General features: G+C 41.2%; 12 protein-coding genes. 11 read left to right on the top strand and 1 reads right to left on the bottom strand.

Going from position 1 to position 20,728, the window contains the following annotated elements; all coding sequences use genetic code 11:
• On the top strand, window positions 1–624 hold the full coding sequence (locus tag EHR06_RS09650; protein WP_135756810.1) for a DUF1318 domain-containing protein: 624 nt from the start codon (window positions 1–3) through the stop codon (window positions 622–624).
• A gap of 4 nt (window positions 625–628) precedes the next feature.
• Window positions 629–8,221 carry a TolB-like translocation protein gene (locus EHR06_RS09645; protein ID WP_135756809.1) on the top strand — a complete coding sequence of 2,531 codons (7,593 nt, stop codon included), beginning with the start codon at window positions 629–631 and terminating at the stop codon, window positions 8,219–8,221.
• 160 nt (window positions 8,222–8,381) lie between these two features.
• Here the strand turns inward: EHR06_RS09645 and EHR06_RS09640 are convergent, their stop codons facing one another.
• On the bottom strand, window positions 8,382–9,458 hold the full coding sequence (locus EHR06_RS09640) for an aminopeptidase (protein ID WP_135756808.1): 1,077 nt from the start codon (window positions 9,456–9,458) through the stop codon (window positions 8,382–8,384).
• Between EHR06_RS09640 and EHR06_RS09635 the strand changes: the two genes are divergently transcribed.
• The 9 genes from EHR06_RS09635 to EHR06_RS09595 all read left to right on the top strand — a co-directional run bounded on the left by EHR06_RS09635 (window position 9,457) and on the right by EHR06_RS09595 (window position 20,708).
• On the top strand, window positions 9,457–10,557 hold the full coding sequence (locus tag EHR06_RS09635) for a S1C family serine protease (RefSeq protein ID WP_135756807.1): 1,101 nt from the start codon (window positions 9,457–9,459) through the stop codon (window positions 10,555–10,557). The genes EHR06_RS09640 and EHR06_RS09635 overlap by 2 nt on opposite strands.
• A 25-nt stretch (window positions 10,558–10,582) precedes the next feature.
• On the top strand, window positions 10,583–11,887 hold the full coding sequence (locus EHR06_RS09630; RefSeq protein WP_135756806.1) for a pyridoxal phosphate-dependent aminotransferase: 1,305 nt from the start codon (window positions 10,583–10,585) through the stop codon (window positions 11,885–11,887).
• A 3-nt stretch (window positions 11,888–11,890) separates the two neighbouring features.
• Window positions 11,891–12,664, top strand: a complete 774-nt coding sequence (murI, locus tag EHR06_RS09625; protein ID WP_135756805.1) for a glutamate racemase — start codon at window positions 11,891–11,893, stop codon at window positions 12,662–12,664.
• 77 nt (window positions 12,665–12,741) lie between these two features.
• Entirely contained in the window at window positions 12,742–13,353 is a 612-nt protein-coding gene (gene lsa19, locus EHR06_RS09620) for an adhesin Lsa19 (RefSeq protein WP_135756804.1), read from the top strand.
• A 53-nt stretch (window positions 13,354–13,406) separates the two neighbouring features.
• Window positions 13,407–14,444: a phosphoribosylformylglycinamidine cyclo-ligase gene (purM, locus tag EHR06_RS09615; protein WP_135756803.1), complete on the top strand. Its 1,038-nt coding sequence runs from the start codon at window positions 13,407–13,409 to the stop codon at window positions 14,442–14,444.
• Between the two features lie 21 nt (window positions 14,445–14,465).
• Window positions 14,466–15,722 carry a chloride channel protein gene (locus EHR06_RS09610; RefSeq protein WP_135756802.1) on the top strand — a complete coding sequence of 419 codons (1,257 nt, stop codon included), beginning with the start codon at window positions 14,466–14,468 and terminating at the stop codon, window positions 15,720–15,722.
• A 527-nt stretch (window positions 15,723–16,249) separates the two neighbouring features.
• Window positions 16,250–18,286 carry a sensor histidine kinase gene (locus EHR06_RS09605; RefSeq protein ID WP_135756801.1) on the top strand — a complete coding sequence of 679 codons (2,037 nt, stop codon included), beginning with the start codon at window positions 16,250–16,252 and terminating at the stop codon, window positions 18,284–18,286.
• A gap of 37 nt (window positions 18,287–18,323) precedes the next feature.
• The gene (gene mutL / locus EHR06_RS09600) at window positions 18,324–20,108 is read left to right on the top strand and encodes a DNA mismatch repair endonuclease MutL (protein WP_135756800.1); all 1,785 of its coding nucleotides are present in this window, start codon (window positions 18,324–18,326) and stop codon (window positions 20,106–20,108) included.
• 3 nt (window positions 20,109–20,111) lie between these two features.
• Window positions 20,112–20,708, top strand: a complete 597-nt coding sequence (locus EHR06_RS09595) for a YqaA family protein (RefSeq protein ID WP_135756799.1) — start codon at window positions 20,112–20,114, stop codon at window positions 20,706–20,708.
• The last annotated feature ends 20 nt before the right edge of the window (window positions 20,709–20,728 follow it).

Below are 20,728 nucleotides of genomic sequence, written 5' to 3'. Positions count from 1 at the left end.
ATGAAGAATATTCCGAAATCCTATATTATTCTTTTTGTAATCTGTCCTTTATTCGTGTATTGCCCTATCAAGGCCCCTCCGATCACTTTTACTCAGACCCAAACTGCCGCGGAAAAACAAATGTTGGGAGAGGATCGGAATCTGGAAAAAGACGGATGGCTTATCGCATCCATTAAAACTTCTTCTTCCGGTTCGGAGATCTGGGAAAGAGATTTGATCAAAGAAGAATTCGGAAATACTTCGGATAATCAATTCTATATGGCGCTTCGTATCCTGGCATATCTGACAAGAGAATTAAGAGAATACAGAAGTCTCGGGATTTTGGCGGAAGGACTAGATGGAAAAGTAAGATGGAATCCTAAGATCAGAGAGGCAGGTGTGGAAAAGATCTCTCAGGATCCGAAACAAAAATCCCGTATTGATGATCTAGTCAAACTTACGAATGAGAATAGAGATATAGTAATTAAGGAAAAATTAAAAAAGGCATTCTCGGATCCGAACCGCACTATTACGGAAAAAGAAAAAGTATCTATTAAGGAAAGTATCCAGACTACTTGGCTTCGTTCTGTCGATATAGGAGAATATTACGAGGCCTCTACCGGGAATTGGAAAAAGAAGGAATAGTAGAATGAAGAGAGGGGTCTTATTTTTTTTCCTGCTTCTATTCGGCAATTGCCTTGTTTTTATCCCTGTACAAAAGGTAAAGCCTATCGAGTTTGATTACGGCCCCATCTCTAAGAACTATTTCAATCCTGAAAATGATAAACCGTTTCCTTTGACGGTTCAGAGGGGAAACAACCTCTATAATTCGACCACAAAAGACGGGAGATATCTGTTTTATACGACTGGGCAAAAAGGAAATTATGATATATGGTTTAGAGATCTCAAAAGTTCCATTGTGGTTCCTATCACGGAACATCCTTCTTCGGAATACAAACCTGCAATCAGCCCGGACGGTAAAAAACTAGCATTCGTATCGGAGCAATACGATACTGCGGGGGATATAGTTCTTCTGGAAATAGAGCCCGAAGTTTGGGTTAGAAAGATCTTAGAAGGAAAAAGATTCTTAAGCGAAGACTTCGAGTTTATTACAAATCCAGAATATTCTGATATCCAAAAGTCGGATCGTTTTTCGGATTCGGATCCTATTTGGGGAAAAGACAGTCGTGTATTATTATTCTCTTCCGACAGATTAACTCCGGGGACTCCCAACCTGATCTTATGGGATACGGAAGGAAAAGAAAAGCCGATTTTACTCACTCAATCAGGGGCAGTGAATCCATATTGGTCCCAGGATGGAAATACGATTGTATATCTTTCTTACGCGGATTCCGGAGAAGGGGAGATCTATTCTTTGGATTTGGCGACTAGGAGAACCAAAAGACTGACCAACGATCCTTATTTGGATTTTTCTCCCAGTCTGTCTGCCGATGGAAGATATTTATTCTATACATCTATTCGTTCCGATTCGGATGGGAATCGAAAATTGGACGAGAGAGATAATAGTCTGATTATCCGATTGGATCTTTCGGATATGAAAGAAAGAAGACTTACCTCCGGGAATTTTTCCTTATTCGATACGAAATATTCTTCCTTTAACGGAGGAAGTATTTTGTTCACTGCATCATATTATGGAACTTTAAATATCTATTTTCTTCCTTTGAGTGGCTCTATTCCGAAGGCTTCCAATATTTCCGCACAGTTCGAGTTGGCCAAAGAATACGGCAAAAAACAATCCTTGGATGATTATCTGTTGGCATTGGATTCTTTAGAATTGTATTATAAAGAAGATCCACTCTATCCGCTTTTTCGAGCAAAGATCTTAAATGAAAAATATTCACTCTATAGGAAGTCGGGAAAAACCTCTGAGATAAAAAAGGAGATGAACGCCTCTCGTTTGGATCCTAAATGGGGACTCGCTTATGTATTCTACTTAGAATCCGAAAATAAAGGGATCTCCGAGATCAAAGAATATTTCCATAATATTCAAAACAATGCGGATGCCCAAGTGGCGGGTGCGATCTTAGAAGAGATCGGAAATTTGGAAGAAAGATCCGGTAAAATAGAAGCTTCACTCAATTCAAAACAGGAATTGGTGACTAGGTTCCCGGGATATTATAATATCCACGAAATTTTGAGAAATATAGGCGCTCTACAGCTTAAGGAAGCAAAGAAGAAGGACTGGACCATTCCTTCTACACTTTTGCAAGCCGCCAATGAATCTGAATCCAAGACGATAGAACTTAGGAATTTGTACGGACTTTTTGAAGAACAGATATTGGCAGGCAAATCGGACTCGGAGAAAATTTCTCTCTCGGAAAAGATAGAATCTTCGAATAAGATCAAAGAACGCTCTCCCGTATTATATAGGTTTTTAATATATACGAAGGCGGCAGGACTTTCCGGTCAGGGAGGGTTTGCGGAAAGTAATTCTTTGCTCGAACCTTTGTTGAAGGATATTACTCCTAAAGATCCGCTCTTTTTAAAAATCCATCTATTAAGATCCTCTAATTTTAAGGGTCTCGGAAGCGTTCGTTACTCTTTGGAATCACTTCGCACATTTTTGGAAAATTATGATCATGATTCCGGAGTGGAGATCTCTGATAAAGAGATGGAAAGGTTCTTTATCTATTTTGAGAATCTGGCAAGGAATTATGAGAATCGATCCGACTTCTTCCAGGCGTCCCTACATTATTTTTATAATACCGAAAATATGTTCCTGGCAAAGAGTAAAAATCTCTTTCAGGACACCGTTTATAAGGACTATGCCATCTATTATCAAAAACTGATGGTGGATACTTCTTTTAAATTAGCTAGATCGATAAGCGAAAAGAATGCTTCGGGTATTTTAGGGAATTTGAATCCTCTCGAATATGATCCATTGGATAAAAAAGAAGGGCTGGTTTATATAGACCAGTATTTCGAGAAAGAGAAAATTTTGCCCCGCGCTCGAGCCTTCTTGGACCTAGCCACATTATACGGATACGCGTATTATCTGATCAATCGTTCCGTGATCCGGGAAACATTCTATTATAATTCCGGAACGATGGACCGTATCAAAAAAGAGGCGGCTCTTAGGGATTTCAAACAGGCAGAATACGAACTAAGATGGATCATATTCGCAGAGCCGACATATCATGATGCTTACCAGCTTTTAGGCTGGTTATACCAGTATGTGGATATCATGAAGTCCAGAAAGCCTAACGATAAGGAACCGGCCGACGAAGATAAATACAAAGACGTATATTCCAAATATTTCCCTGAAAAAAACTTCGAGGAAAATATAGAATTATACAGCCAGATCTTGGAGTTGCTTGGAGAAAATTTCCAAAACAAAAAAGCGCTCTCGGATCTGAGATTGAATTTAGGTAATAATTATTTCTTATTAAAGAATTATCCTAAGGCAGATGAACAATATTCTTTAGTGGAATCCTATTCGAATTATATAATATCTAAGGCGCAATTCGAGGATTATAGACAAAAGGCGGTCTTCTTATTCAACTCTGCTCGAGCTTCCATGTACATGTCGAAGTATGGGGACGCTGTTCGAAAATTAAAGAACGCATCCGATATATATTCTAAAAACGAATTTTTGCAGTTACACTCCGGAACGGATTACGCCAAAAACCTGCAAAGTTATAGGGAAAAATTAACTCTACTCAGGACGTTGACAGGCTTGTCCCATATGGAATTGGGAGAATATACACTTGCTCTTCCTTATTTGACGGAAGCATTGGAGCTGAATGAACCGTCTAGATTGGTAGATCCGATCAATCTCAGAAACGCATTAGCAATTTCTTATCAAAAGTTAGGTTATATTTCCAAGTCGGAAGAAAATTTAAAAGAAGCGGAGAAGGAAGCCTCTTCCCGTAAAACTCTTTGGCTGCCGAAGAAGGTAAGCCCTAAATTTTGGGAGTCTGTCTGGGATTCGATTTGGGACTTCGTTTTTGAAACAGTTCTTCCGGATTCGGTCCGTATTTCTGGATCAGGTAGATTTCCGGAAGCTATACCTCCAGTATTCCAACCATTATTATCTTCCGGGATCAGGGTAAATAATCTTGTATTAGAGCAAAACTATCGTTTAGCCGCGGAAGAAACGGACAGAAGATTGGAATACGTAAGTAAAAAAGGTCTGAAAAAAACTTTGGCGGGACAATTGGTCCAATCCCAGTCGTATGCAGATCTTGGATTTTTTCAGTATAAAAGAAATGAATTTGAAAAAGCCAAATTAGCATTTATTGAAGAGAATGAATTCTTAAAGGACTCCGCAAATCTTTCGGGAAGGTCCACGGGCAGTTTTAAAAGATATTTATATTCATTATTCGCTTCGATAGAAGCTTCCGACAAAAAAGATAAAACCGGATATTCGGAAGAATTGAACAAAGCACTGGAAGAGCTTGATAGGTTCAAAAGAGGATCCATGGAAAACTGCCTTTCTTTATGGACGGAAGATCTGCTGGAAGGGAATTTTGCGTGTTCGGAAGCGTTTTATAAACAATATTATGATTTCGATATATTGAAAGCGACGGTACTCTATTATTCCGGAGAGGAGAATTTTAAAAAAGGAGAATGGTTGGAAGGTTTCGAAAAATTGGGAATTTCTTCTTCCTTACTCGAAACTCCTTCCGGATTGCCGAAAGAGATTGTTGGGCTTTCCAAGGATCCGTTTCCAAGAAAAGAAAGGGTATTTCACTTTTTAAGCAGGGCCAGCGTATTTTATAGATTGGGAGACTTGGCGAAAGCGGAGGAATGTTTAAAAGCCGCGGAAGAGATGGCCAATGTATTTTATTTTGGAGCCGAACTCATCCAAACTTGGGTTTTACAAGCAAGACTGGATCTAATTTCTAAAAAACCGGATAAAGCAAAGGTGAAACTATCCAAGGCGGAAGATCTTCTTAAAAAACAATTTCACCTGATCTCGGACAATAAAAGTTTTTTACTAAGGGATCTATACGAAACAAAGATCAGAGCGGAATTGGATTCGGGGAATACGAATGCCGCATTTAATGATTGGATAAGGCTGCAAAGATTATTAAATTTCCGTAATTTTCAAAAAGGAAATTGGGAATTTAGGGAAGCCAGGGCTGAATATATAAAATTCGAATCCGATTGGAAAAATTACAGAAATACTTATTTTAAATACCAAAACGCTTTGGAAACAAGGGGGGATGTTAAAAAAGAGGAATTTACACTTTCTCAAGCCGGAACTCAAGTTTCTAAATCTTTAGAAGTGTTAAGATCCAAATTCCCTAAAAAAACTGCGTTTTTGGATCCTTTCGGCCCGGTTCCTGACGAAGTTTTAAATCAGAATGAAACCGAAATTCGGTTATTAGAATCCAGAGGTTCCGTATTTGCTAAAGTTAGAAATTCTTCTACTATCAAATTTCTGAATTTTGAGAATGGATCCAAGGCAGAAGCCTGGATTAAATCCAATTTTAAAAATTCCGGCCGTAATCTTGTTTTAGATCCCGGAAATACTTCGATCGGAGAAATATTAAATTCTCAGATTTCCGGGATTAGTTTTAAACTTTCTTCTTCTAATTCTAATAGGGAAGAAAGAACTTCAAAAGTGATCTCTTCTTTTTTACCTATTAGCGGATGGGATTATAGAAAGATAGATTCCGATTCCTGGGTAGATATATTAGAAGATACTGATGTGTTGGTAAGTTCTTTCCCGGATCTAAAAGGAGATTCTACCTTTGGAGAAAGAAAAAAGGATACACTTGAATTAAGAGAAATTTTTTCCAGAGATCATAGATTAGGCGCAGTCATATTTACCTATTCCGAAAAGCCAAGCTGGCGACAGATATTAAAGGCGTATACGGGGCTTTCCGGTTCTGGTGTAAATTTGATGTACGTATGCCCCGGAGAAACTTGCGTAAAAGAATCTTTGGGAGAAATTTTTTCAGGCAAAACATCTAATTCCGGGATCCGTTTCGGAAGACTTCCGGAAAGATCCGGAAATAGAAATGGGGAAGCGGAAAGGCTTTTCGCTAAGTCCAGGAAAGATGAAAGAATTTCGGACTCTTCCGAAGTGTTTTCCGATCTACATAAGGCACGTTCTTATGCGGAATCGAATTCTAATTTGGCTCTCAAAATCGAATCGGACCTGTTAAGGGCTTACCAAAGATTAAAACCTGATTTTTCTTTGGGCAAAATTTTTTCCTTACGTTATGAAAATAGAGATCTGAATTCTCAGAAAGAGTTAGGATTGAATCTATGTTTGTCCAGATTACTTGAAACGGAATATAAGGACTGCGGTGGGATCATTCTGCCGGAAGCAAAGAATGAGATCTTAAATGCAATATTGGCCTTGAAAGAAGGAAAATTTCCAGGCATATCTCTCGGCTTCAGTATTTCTTCGGATAAATATGATCCATTCTTATTTAGATTAAAACTTTCTAATTTAGCTTTGGAGGCTTATTATCCCGATCTGGCTGCTTCTCAACTTGGACTTGCAAAACAATTTATCTCTTCGGGTTCGGATCTGGAAACTTGGAAGAAGATGGAAGCTCGGATCAGAAAAGAAAAAGCTCTTTTGGAAGAAGAGGAAGATTGGCCGGAGAATTCAAATCAAATCGAATTGGATCCGCAAGAGAGGAATTATCCAAGGCATTTGGCATTTTTAGAGAACCGTAAAAAAATGGGGCATAGGATATCGCCTCTATCTTTATATTCAGAGATCCATAGCTCTTCCAAGGCTTTATTCCAAACATTAGATACAGAGTCCAGATCTTCCGTGTTGGATCTATTACGTTATTCCCTTCCAGAAGAAACCGGAAAGGAAATGGAAGAATTTTTGAATTCTTTTGTGGACCAGGAAAATTTTAAGAAAAATTTTCCGAGACAAGTTAGGATCATGTTGGAGTTCTCAAAAGCTTATCTTTCCAGAGGAGATTATGATAAGGCAAAGAATTGGATCTCCAAAACAAAAGGAATTTCGGATGAGATCTATTCTTCCGAAATCGAATTTATAAATTCCAAAATTTCTTATTTAGAAGGTGGAAAGCCCGGCAAAATATCCGTATCCGGTTTTTCGGAATATCTTTCCGAATATGAAAACGCTTCGACTAAAAAGTCTTCCGAATTTGTGGAATTGGCGAATCGTTTCGTTAAACATAGAAAAAAGAAAAAGTTCAGCTCTTTCGAAAGAAGGGAACTTAACGATTTTATAACATATTTACAGACCCTTTCCTTTCAGCAGAACGATTCCGAAACCTTCTTCGACCTGGGATTGATCAAGGATAAAATTTCCGCGGTTCGTTCCGCTTTGTTTGGGCGTCCTATTTCTTATTCCGATCTTCCTAACTTTAACAAGGTGTCCTTTGTATTAGAGGAAAAAATCCCTGAAAACCAAGAGTTCTTGGCATTGATGGACCTGGGCTTGAAAACTTTTTATATCAAATTTACAAAAGGTAAATCTAAAGGAGATCTTGCATTTAAGGACAATCGAAAGGTCCGAGCTTCTATTTATAAATATAACGAGGAAGCGGATAAGGGTGGAGCTGAAGTTTTATTAAGAGAAGCTTTGGAAACCGAGATACGCCAGAATATCCGTCCTTCTAAAAATAAGACCACGTATCTATATCTTTCTTCTTATCATTTTTTGGCTCCAATTTTGCCTAAAGCGGATGAAGAGATCTATTATGTTGCAGATCCGGAGACATTATTGAAAAATCCGGTGCATAAGGAAAAAGAAGAATTCTGGGATGGGTTTGGGATCGTCACTAAGGATGATCCAAGCTCTCCGGGTTGGTATTCACAGTTGCTCCAATTGGAAAACTTAGAACTTTCCCCTAAGGGAAATCCTTCGATCACTCCTTTTCATGTGCTTCGTGTCCCTTTGGTGGAAGATAGAGAGAAAGGAATTTTATTTGGGAATAGATCCGTTTCCGAAGCGGAGCCGGGAACTTTGCAGGGTGTTTGGATATTGGCTTCTTCTTTCTTAGAAGGTTTGGGGAATGCTTCTTTAAGCTTAAGAGATTCATTATATTATTTAGGAAAATCCTGGAAGGGGCCGGGGATCGTAAACCTTGGATCCCAGACGGATACCCATAATTCTAGATTCTTAAAAGAGATTTCCTCCAGAAAGGAAGACCCTAAAACTTCTCTTCGAAGCCGTTTTCTGAAAACGATGGATACGATGAGAGAAGTGTATCCGGTGGATAAGTATTGGAACGGTTACAGGTTGTTCACTACTTCATTTGTTGTTAAAGAGTAACATGTAGGAGTTCCTACATTGGTTCGAGATCGCCCCCGCCCAGGTTCGGGTGGCGGGGAGTGGCTCGTGGGAGAGCGCTGTCCCCTATATCACGAAATCCTCATCTCCACAACTAAATTTTACACGCTAAGTCTGTAGGAATTCCAACAAACAGGCAGATTTACTTCTCCTCCAGCAATGCCTTCCTCTCCTCCGCACTCTTCTCTTTCAATTTCCTCATCTCCTCATGAAACTTAGAAAAGTTTTTTCCAACTTCTTCAAACCTTCTCTTAAAGTACCCAGATCCGGAATTATATCTAAGCATTCCTATAAAATCCTCGTTATTCCAATCTCTTTCTGCAAGTTTTTTGGAATTGATCTTAGTCCATTTCGTTTGTAGGATCTTTTTACGAAAATTTGAAATGATATCCGACTTTTTCTTGCGCAGAACATCTTCCGTGCCGCCTTCCGAATATGCGGCTTTGAGTAAATTTGCAGTTTCTATAATTATATTTTTATAAAGTTTCGTTTCTTCTTCCGATCTTTTTCTTTCTTCTAAAAGTTTTGGGCCGCCGATCTTTAGGACGTATTCATCTGAACCGGCATCTTCTACGAAACTCGCATAACTTTCGTTAAATAAGGAATCTCCCGGAAAATACACCGTAGCATGTGCCATTTCATGGATGACGATCGAGGCCAGATCTCCCGGATCTTCATAAAGTTGGGAGGAGAATAGCGGATCTTCGAACCATCCCAAAGTGGAATATCCCGCAGTGATCCGTATTCTAGTATCGAAGCCTTGTTCTTTCAAGGACTGTTCTTCTTCTTTCGCTTTTTCTAATGAGAAATATCCTTTATAAGGAACTGTTCCTGCGATTGGGAACCACCAAGTGTAGGATTCAAAACGTAAAGGATGGCAGGCGCTTACATGCCAACCGATTGCAGGCCGGTCCAATTGTACGAAACTTTTAAATCCACCTTCGGGAGAGAGTGCCAGTTCTTGGACGCCGAAATCTCTGATCTTCTCCACTTCTTTTAATTTTGTTTTTGTAGTTTCCGGTATTTCAGGATCTGCTAAAACTTCTGGGATCGCTTTTCTTTGTAGCAGGATCTTTGCCTGTTCTTTTCCAAGATGATAGAGATAAGGAATACATCCTTGGCCGGAAAAGAATAGAAAAAACAAAACGGGTATCCCGGAAAAGAATCCGAGTCGACGATTCTTTCCGTTAGGTAGAAGGTGGGTTGAGTCTGATTGCATGAATATTCGTCTTCCTAAAATCGTTTGGGTCAATATCGGACTTTTGGTTTTATTCCTATTCGTCCTCATTCTTCCGGGAGAAGGAGGTTTGTCCTCCTTTTTCCGAGGAGGCAAACCGCTCGGCTATTCCGACCAAAGAGCCGGGATCCAATTGCAGAATGCTTTCCGAAATGTTTATAATTCTTCCAAGGATTCTGTAGTTTCTATCAGAACCAAAAAAACGGAAGCGATCACAAGTCCGTATCAATATTTCGATTATCGCACCGAAAAACTTTCCTCCTTCGGAAGCGGATTTTTAATCCACGAAAAAGGATATGTTGTCACAAATTTTCACGTTATCTCTGACGCAGAAAGTATAGAAGTGATCGCTTCAGACGGTAGTGTTTTCCCCGCTAAATTTGTGGGAAGCCATGAACGAGCGGACATCGCTCTTCTCAAAATTAAAGAAGGAAGCGGGCTCAAACCCGTTTCTTTCGGCGATTCCGACAAGATAGAAGTGGGGGACTGGGCGATCGCAATCGGTTCTCCTTTCGGTTTAGAAAGATCTTTTTCAGTGGGTGTGGTTTCTGCAAAATATAGAGAAGATCTGGACGAGACAGGCCAGACCCATATCCAAACTGACAGCATGATCAATCCCGGTTCCAGCGGCGGACCTCTTCTAAACATTTACGGAGAAGTAATCGGGATCAATCGTTTGATCCGGAGCGACTCAGGTAGAAACACCGGCATCGGTTTTGCCATCCCGATGAATTATGCCAAAAAGATAATCCAGCTTATCGAAGAGAATAAGGGCAGAATTATCAGACCTGCAACTCTGGGTGTGATGGCGACTGTCCCACTTCCGGATCACAGAAAGGCACTCGGGATCCCTGCGGACTGGAAAGGAGTTCTGGTCTATGATATGGACTCGGGTTCTTCTGCGGAAAGTTCCGGTTTGAAACGATATGATTTCATTATGGAAGCAAACGGAGTCCAAGTTAAAAATATTAATGATCTGAGGGAACAGGTCGGAATAGTAGGATTAGGCGGCAGGTTAAAACTTAGGATCTACAGGGAAAAATCCCTGCAAGAACTGACCGTTAGATTGATACAGAAATAATTTTTCTAAAATCATAAGGCTAGACATGAGAAGAAATATCGTTCATAGCGGTGCTGATGCTCTCATTTACGAGATCCGTCAGATCGTAGGAGTCGCTAAAAAGTTAGAAGCTCTTGGAGTTCCGATCACGTACGAGAATATCGGGGACCCCATACAAAAAGGAGAGAAGGTCGCTCCTTGGATGAAAAAGATCGTTTCGGATCTGATCCTCGAAGACAAGTCCTGGGCCTATACGGCTACACAAGGATATGAGAAGACCAGAAATTTTTTAGCGGATAAAGTGAACGAAAGAGGCGGAGCCCAGATCACCGCGGAGGATATATTATTCTTCAACGGACTTGGTGACGCAGTCGCTAAAATTTTCGGATTTTTAAGAAGAGAAGCTCGAGTTATAGGACCAAGTCCTGCATATTCTACACTATCTTCTGCGGAAGCGGCTCACTCAGGTTATGAGCATATGACCTATAATTTGAATCCGGAGCAGGGTTGGATGCCTGATCTGGAAGATATAGAGAATAAGGTCAAATACAACGATTCGATTGCTGGAATTCTTCTCATCAATCCGGATAATCCTACCGGCGCAGTATATGATAAAAATGTAATGCGTGAGATCGTTAAGATTGCGGAAAAATACGATGTAATGCTCATCTGCGACGAGACATACGCTCATGTGAATTATTCGGAGACCGGAACGATCCATCTTTCGGAAGTGATAGGAAATAAGGTGCCTGGAATGGCTCTTCGTTCCGTGTCCAAGGAATTTCCTTGGCCGGGTGGAAGATGCGGTTGGCTGGAGATATTCAACAAAGACAAGGATCCCGTTTTTGCACGTTATGCAAAATCTCTTTTGGACGCTAAGATGTTGGAGGTATGTTCCACCACACTTCCTCAGATGGCAATTCCGGAAGTATATTCCCATCCTCAGTTCCTTCCCCACTTAAAGGAAAGAAATGAGAAGTTCAGGAAGAAGGCAAAACTTGCCACCGAGTCTTTTAAAGGACTCAAAGGTGTTACTGTTGTAGAACCTAAGGGTGCATTCTATCTTACTGTTGCATTTGATAAGGGAGTTTTGGGAGATAAGATGACTCTTCCGATCTCTAATCTTCAGGCGGAGGAATTTATCCGTCCTCTTCTCGGGAATTGTGCTCCGGACCGTAGATTTGTGTATTATCTTCTGGCTTCTACAGGTATTTGTGTGGTTCCACTTTCTTCTTTCTGTACGGATAGAGACGGTTTTAGGGTCACTCTTCTGGAAGAAGACGAGGAAAAATTCCGTTGGATCTATAATACTTTGAGAAAAAGTATAGAGGACTATACAGCTTCCGCTTAGGATATGAGAAACAATAAAGAAAGAGTTCCTAAGATCGGAGTAATGGATTCCGGAATGGGAGGACTTTCCGTTCTAAAGGAACTCTTGGATCTTCCCTATTCCGTAAATTTTCTCTATTACGGGGATCTTGCTCATGCTCCTTATGGGGAAAAACAAACTTCCGAAGTTTTAGATCTCACTCGTAACGTGTGTAATATCTTCTTAAAGGAAGAAGTGGATGCGATCCTTCTTGCTTGCAATACTGCTACCTCCGCTTCCGCTTATAGACTAAGGGAAGAATTATCCGTACCCGTATTCGGCATGGAGCCTGCGATCAAACCAGCGCTTCTCGCTCATCCCGGAGAAAAAATTGCGTTACTCGCAACTTCAGTTACTCATAGGGAGGAAAAATTACAGGACTTAAAATCCGAATTAGGCGCCTCCGAAAGAGTGGTTCACCTGAATTGTGACGGACTTGCAGCACTCGTGGATCGTGGAAAATGGGAAGATGCCAAACTTCTTCTTAAAAACATATTAAAAATCCCGCAAGAACAAGGAATTAAGGCTCTTGTATTGGGATGCACACATTACGTATTCTTGAAAAACGAAATCAAAGACCTTTATCCGGAGGCGATCCTTCATGATGGTAACCTGGGGACTGTCCGCCATTTAGTCAGATCTCTTCATTTGGATGAAAAACAAGGGCAGCCTAATTACACTCTCTTCTTTTCTTCCCCTAATAACCTAAAGGAAACGGAAGGTCTGGCCTCTCGGTTATTACAAAAGGTATCCCCATAATAGGTGGAAATTTTTTTCCAAAAGACTATTTTTTTGGTTCCCGGTCTAGACGCTTTGTATTAGCTTTATGAATCCGTATGAACTCTATATCCATATCAAAGCTAGTTACGATCCTATTAGTTCCAAGCCTATTCTTCTTCTGCAGACCTAAAGAAGAAGAAACTACGGATGCAATCGTCTCCTTTATCGTAGGAAAAGCGACTGCGGAAAAAGCAGGCTCCGTTCTGAAAGCAAGTGATCGTGTTATTGAATCAGAAATCGTAAAAACGGATAAGGACGCCACCTTAGACCTAACCACTACTTTAGGGACAGTTAGACTCTTAGGTGGTTCAGAGGCTTCTATCGCTGCATTGAGAGCGGATCAAAATTATATTAAGATCAACTCAGGTAATATTTTGGTAAAAGTCGCCAAACTGAAAAAGAACGAATCCATCTCAATCGACACTCCAACCGTAGTAGCTGCTGTTAGAGGAACCCAATTCTGGGGCCAAGTGAACCCTGCCAACGAAACCGGAACATTCGCAGTGAGAGAAGGTAGTGTTCAGATCACCAGAAAAGACGACGAAGCAAGAGTTTTGGTAAAAGCGGGAGAAGCAGTGGACTTGGGACCGGGGATCAAGGCTCTAAAAGTTCGCCCTGCAGCTGCGGGTGAGCTCTCAGCAATGGAACAAATCGACCAAATGAAATAGCTTTTTTTCTGGGCATTAGACCCGATCCGGGAATTCTGTTCTGGAGCGGGTCCATGCAAGAAGAAATCAGTTATAAATCCTCCGGAGTCGATACGGAAGCCGGCCAAGAATTCGTTAAAAAGATCAAACAAAACGTGGAATCCACCCATGGCCCTAGAGTTTTAGGCGGGCTGGGAGGATTTTCAGGCGCATTCGACGTTTCCTTCCTCAAAAATTATAAAAACCCGATATTGCTCAGCGGCACAGACGGCGTAGGCACCAAGGTAGAACTCGCTCGTTTATTCAATATCCATGATACGATCGGCATAGACTTAGTTGCGATGTGCGTGAATGATATTCTTGTCTCAGGTGGAGAGCCTTTATTCTTCTTAGATTATATAGCATGCGGTAAATTGATCCCGGAAAGAATGGAAAGGATCGTTGCAGGTATCGTAAAAGGATGTAAACTTTCAGGCGCAGCATTACTCGGCGGAGAAACTGCGGAACATCCCGGCACAATGGATCCGGACGAATACGATTTAGGCGGATTCGTAGTGGGTGCAGTGGAGAAGGAAGACTTAATAGATGGATCCAAGATCAAACCAGGAGACATCGTTTTAGGTTTGGAATCTTCCGGTCCTCATAGCAACGGATTTTCCCTCATCCGTAAATTGTATTTAGAAGGTGGAAGAAAACTTCCCGCAGATCCAGGGTTAGTCGATTTCTTAAAAGAATTCGCACTTCGTCCTACAAGAATTTATGTACAGAGTATACTGAACCTGACCAAGAAGGCGGAAGTAAAAGGAATGGTGCATATCACCGGAGGAGGTTTTTATGAAAACATTCCTAGAGTGCTACCTGATTCCTTAGCAGTGGAGATCCACAGGAATAAACTTCCTGAAAATCCTTTCTTTGCCAGAGTTCAGAAAGATTTTCCTTCTTTATCCGAAAAGGAATTGTATTCCACTTTTAATATGGGAATCGGATACATAGTCATCGTTTCTCCAGAGTCCGTAGCAGATGCGACTGCGGCTTTGGAAGAAAAAGGAGAACTGGTCCATAAAATCGGAGTAATCACTTCGAAAAATAAAGAGTCTGTTCTTTTTGTCTGAACTTTTCAAACCGGCAGATATATGGATCGGATCCAAGCTCTTTTAAAAAATCCAGTTTTCATTTTATCTAAAAAGAATCCATTCATGCTTTCCAGATGGAGTATTTTGTACGTACTCCTCGGATTATTTGCGGGAGTATTCTCCGCAGTATTCTGGAAAATCCTGGAATACCTTACTAAACTTTTAGCCGGTTTCCAAGGCAATTCGATCGTTCTGATCATGACTTTGTCAGGGCTAGGTATAGGTCTTCTAATCTATTTCTTGGGAGAACCTGGAGAAATTTCATTAGTAATCGATAATATTCGTTTTAGGGGAGGAAAACTCGACCCTAAGAACAATCCTTCTATGAGTTTGTCTTCTTTGCTTAGTATTTCTTCCGGAGGAAGCGCTGGACCGGAAGCCCCACTCGTTCAGATCACCGGATCTTTCGGAAGTTGGTTTGCCGAAAAGATAGGGTTAGAAGGAGAAGAGCTTAGATCCATGACTATTGCCGGAATGGCAGCGGGATTTACCTCTCTATTCGGTTCTCCTTTAGGAGGGGCATTATTCGCGTTGGAAATTCTACAACATAGACATGTGGTAGAATATTACGAGGCACTTCTTCCCGCATTCCTCTCCAGTTGTAGCGCCTATTTTGTATTCTTATTTATGACGGATATGGGGATCGGGCCCACTTGGGAATTTCCTCAATATGTTCCGGGTGGGATAGAAGATTTCCAATACGCCATCGGATTCGGAATGGCAGGAGCAATAGTCGGCTGGATCTTTTATGGAATATTCAGAATTACTAAATTTTCTTTCTCTAAAATAACTCTTCCTATTTTTGTAAAGACCACGATCGGCGGATTGCTCTTAGGTTGTATTGCTTATTACGAACCGCTTACCCGTTATTTCGGACATGACCAGTTGAATGAGATAGTGGTCACCAAAGGGAATTGGATCTTTTTCGGGACCTTAGCTCTATTAAAGATATTGGCGATCAATATCACTGTTTCCAGCGGTTGGAGAGGAGGGATTATCATCCCGTTATTTTTTGTGGGAGCAGTAGCAGGTAGATTTTTTATGGATTTCTTTCCGTCCGAGAACGAATCTTTTCTACTGATCTGTTTGATGGCATCCGTGAACGCTTCCGTTACCAAAACGCCTATCAGCACCACTATATTACTCACCGGATTGACAGGAGTTTCCAATTTTACTCCCGTATTATTCGCCTCTTTAAGCGGATACTTCCTATCTCCTAAGGCTCCGTTTATCAGTTCTCAGGCGGATTCGGTTTGAGAGAGGCCGAGATTTTTGGCACGCAGAGACACGGAGACGCAGAGAGGGAGGACATTAGCTTGTCTTGTCCCCAAAATTTACAAACGTTAAGTAATATTCATATTGCGCAACCTCGGAATGAAAATAGCATGAGGAAGAATGGCCTAAAACTTTTCTAATCGCAAAACTCTTCGCGTCTTTGTGCCTCTGCGTCTCCGTGTCTCTGTGCGAGAAAATGAATGCAATTGAGTTTTACATGGATGCTTGGAATAAAAGAAAAGAGTTTTCTTACGAAATAAGGTATGGTGCTTCGCTGATTGGAGCGAAGAGCCTGACCCGAGTGCAGATAGCTTGGCGTGTCTTCGATAAACGCCTCCGGCTATCTCAGACTCGCTCACTTCCTATGGGTCGTTCGCGAGGGGCGCGGCCGGAATTTTGTAGAATCGGAAAATCCGATTGTAGGAACTCCTACCAAGCAATTCTTACTATTTTAGTCCGTATTTTGTCCTGGACGATTTCCGATAAATCGATAAAAGATAGCCAACTCTATGGGAATTTTCTCAAAACGGAAGTCTATCGTTCTAATTGCGGCATTCTTCTTTTCCGCGTATTGTACACCTTCTCCTAAAAAGGCTTTATTAGAGAATGGTGTTATAGATTGGGAAAAATCCAGGGAGCAGGGAAAATGTTTTAGAATGACCGGAGAGTGGAAGTTCGCCTGGTTAGGCTCCACTCCTGATACAAGTCTTCCTAAAGAGCCTGAAAAATTTTCCACAAGTATTGTTCCGGGCAGTTGGACCAAACATGATTGGCCCGGTTCCGACGAGGGAGAATTCCCAAAATACGGAAAAGCATTGTATAGAGTGGACTTAGTCTCTTCTACCCCGGTGGAAAGTTTACATTTAGTTTCTTATGACCAGGGAACAAATTATCGAATACTATTTAACGGAAAAATAATTAACGAAGTGGGGAAGGTAGGAGATCCGACCGAAGATGGTCTGGAACTTAGGACCAGTTATTCTATTCTTCCCGCATGGCAAGGCCTTGTGCATCTTGATTTTGAAATTTCAAATTATCAGTACAGAAAGGGAGGACTTTGGAAACCTCCTATCTTAGGCACTCCGGAATGTGTAGGCCGATATTATATGGATAGAAGGGACTTAGAAGGAATACTCTGCGGAGGACTTTTCTTTTTAGGTCTATTCCATATTTTTGTATCTGTTTTTTATAAAAAAGATTCTTCCGCTTTGATACTCGGGATCCTTTCCATCACGGTGGGACTTAGGTTATATTCCACCGGAGTCAGATTATTCCCCGAGCATTTTTTAGTAGGACCTGAAATATATCTTAGGACTGAATTTATTTCCTGGTTTATGGGAATGCCTTTGGCTCAGCACTTTTTATTAGAAGTGTTTCCTATGAACTTCGGAAAAAAATTCCTGAAGTTAGGATATATTTTCGCAGGGATTTTTACTTTAATCACTTTGTTTACCGGACCCGCGGTCTATTCTTATTTGATCAATCCTTCTTACCTCCTATTCGTATTTAATGGTGCCTGTTCTTTGGTTGTTTTAGCAAAAGCAGTTTCTCGTAAAATGGTGGGAGCTTATATTTATCTCACCGGTTTTATCTTCTTATTATTTTTCATGATAAGCGAGATACTATTCCATGCGGAACTTTTAGATTCATGGGAACTGAGTGGGATCGGTGTCGGAATATTCGTACTCGGAAATTCACTTTCTTTATCCAACAAGATGTTGAGTGGATTTAGAGAAAGAGAGAAGGTACAAGAAATTTTAAATACCAACCTGGAAGAGTTGGTCCGAAAAAGGACCAGGGAATTGGAATTTGCAAGAGATGAGGCAGAGGCCGCCAACAAAGCAAAAAGTGAATTTTTGATAAACGTAGACCATGAGGTCAGAACTCCTATGAACGGGATCATGGGGATCACTCAGATGTTATTGGATTCGGATCTCAAACCGGAACATCAAGAAATGTTGGAGTTACTCAAAAGAAGCGGGGATGCGATGATGGTCATCCTGGGCTCTATGCTGGACGCCTCCAGTTTGGAAAAAGGTACATTATATCTTTTGAATAAACGTTTTAGTCTGAAAGCTTCCGTTTACGAAGCGGCCATGAGGGTGGAAGACAAGATCCGTAGAAAGAATCTGGATTTCAGCGTGACACTTTCTGATAACCTTCCGGAGATCGTAGAAGGCGACGAAGAAAGATTTAAAACAATGCTTTTGGTCCTTTTGGAAAATGCGGAGAAGTTCACGGTAAAAGGATTCGTCAAACTTTCAGGAGAAAAAATCCAGGATACCAATCTGGATTATAGACTTAGATTTAGGGTCCAAGACTCAGGTATAGGAATTCCGGAAGATAAACTCGGTTCTATATTCAATCCATTCCAACAGGTGGATTCAGGAGTCACTAAACCTTTCCAAGGAGCAGGGCTCGGGCTCGCACTTTGTAAGGCTCTCGCTCAGAAGATGGACGGGGATATCTCCGTCCAAAGTACGCCTGGAAAAGGTTCCGAATTCATACTGGAAATAGCACTATCTAAACCGGAAATCCAATCTTGACATAAGATTTCCACCTTCCAAGCTGGGTCCAAACTATATGGGAAGGATCCAAGAACTCAGTCCGGAATTAATCAACCAAATCGCCGCAGGGGAAGTGATAGAATCCGCTCACTCCGTCCTGAAAGAAATGATGGAGAACTCGGTCGACGCGGGCGCAGATACGATCGAAGTGGAATCCAGGGACGGAGGTTTGACCTCACTTCTTCTTTCGGATAACGGATCCGGAATAGAAGAAGAGGACATCCCTCTTGCAATACAGAGACATGCCACAAGTAAGATCCGTACATTAAAAGATCTTGAATTAGTTTCTTCTTATGGATTCAGGGGAGAAGCATTGGCATCCATCGCCTCCGTTTCCAAACTCACTATAGAGACTGGAACAGGACTCCCTACCGCTTGGAAGGTGAGGGCGGAAAAAGGACAGATACTTTCCAAAGAGTCCATCCCCGGTTTTCAAGGAACTAAGATCCTGGTTGAGGATCTATTCTATAATACTCCGGTCAGAAGGAAATTCCTAAAATCGGTTCGTTCGGAAGATAAGAAGATCCGTGATAAAGTAACCGTCCAGGCTCTCGCAAGAGAAGATATCCGATTTAGATTCGTTCAGGATCATAAAGAGATCTATAGACTTCCTCCGAAAAATAAAAAAGAAAGGATCATAGATCTATTCGGAGAAAATTTCAGGGATCACTTGTTGGAGGTCCAACTGGAAAAAAAAGGTTGGAAGGCAACAGGTTATATCAGCGATCCTGATTTTTATAAATCAAATCGTACGGGACAATTCATATTCGTGAACGGAAGACCTGTGGAGATCAAATATTCTTCTCATCTGTTGAAAAAATGTTATGATGAACTTCTTCCTCCGAACGCTCACCCATATTGTTTTTTATTTTTTGAAGTGGATCCTGAGTCCATAGATGTAAACGTTCATCCCGCTAAAAAAGAGATCCGTTTCTTGGACGAAGAAGGGTTTAATACATTCTTCCTGCAGCTCATCCAAAAAGAACTCAGATCCAGCACACCGGTCAGCTTTTTGGAATTAAAGAACAGGCTTTTGAGACCTGAACCTAAAAAGATGGAATCCACATTATATTCCTTCTCCAGCACTTCTTCCGCCGGAACGGAACAACAACTTTTAGGAGGAGCACTTTATGAAGAAGTAAAACATTCTCCTTCTTTTCCTGTGGAAGCAGTCGGGCCGGGTTCCAGGTTGGACGATTTGACCGATATACCGATCAAACATTCAGAATTTATTCCTAAAAAACATTTCGGATTATTATTCGAGACATTCATCTTGGCGGAAGGAGAAGACGGTTTTTATATCATAGACCAGCATACTGCCCATGAAAGGATCCGTTACGAAGAAGTATTAAGAAAACTGAAAAAGAAAAATTACGGAATACAACCTCTTCTCACTCCGATCCGTATCCCTGTTTCCAAACAAGAAGCGGAAGATATTAAAGATAGATTAGGAGAATACCAAGAAGTCGGTCTAAAATTGGATTCACTCGGAGAGGACACAATGGTACTTCGAGAAGTTCCGGGTTACTTTCTACCAGGACATGAAAAAGAGATCGTTCTGGATTTTCTAAATCGTACGGGAGGCAAAGAAGTTCCTGAGCCTGAGTTATACGATCTTATGGCAAAATGTGTAGCTTGTAGATCCGCAGTTAAAAAGGGAGATCAACTTTCGGATCATCTGATCGCGGAGATGCTCAACCGTTTGAGTTATTGTGAGAACCCGTCCCGTTGTCCTCATGGAAGACCCACCTTGGTCAAATTAACCAGAGAAGATCTGGAAAGAATGTTTCATCGCAGGTAAAATTTGAAAACGGAATCCCAAGAACTAAAAAATTCCACGGAGAATGTGATCTCCTCCTTGGTCAGACAAACATTGATCGCAAGTGTGATCTTGTTATTAATCGTACTAGTACTCGCAAGATTTTTTAATGAAAGAGTCACTCAGGTTGCCGGTCTCTTTTTGGATTACACTGGAGTATGGGGAGTCGGGCTTTCCATATTCGTCGCGGATTCAGTGCATGTATTCTTTCCTCCGGATACATTCTTGATCTTGGCGGTTGCTACAAAGATGCCGGATTTCTGGGTAATCTTCTTTGCTTCCGTAGGGTCTTTACTTGCAGGAGGATGTTCTTATTCTCAAGGAAGGTTCCTTCTTCCTAAGTTAACCGTATTCTCCAAATTCATTCGGAATCACGAAGAGAAATTGGAAGTTTACGTAAAAAGATTCGGGTTCTGGGCGGTGGTTCTTGCTGCACTTACTCCATTGCCTTATTCCTGGACCTCGGTAGCGGCAGGCGCAATGAAGATGAGGCTCGATCTTTTTTTCGCGGCTGCACTTTTTAGGATCCCCCGTTTTATTCTTTATTACTATCTAATAAAGGGCGGATGGATCGGGATCTAAACATTCGGATTGACTCGAAC

Origin of the sequence: Leptospira dzoumogneensis, from assembly GCF_004770895.1 — a bacterium.
Taxonomy (GTDB): domain Bacteria; phylum Spirochaetota; class Leptospiria; order Leptospirales; family Leptospiraceae; genus Leptospira_B; species Leptospira_B dzoumogneensis.
This window is presented reverse-complemented; position numbering and strand designations above follow the sequence as displayed.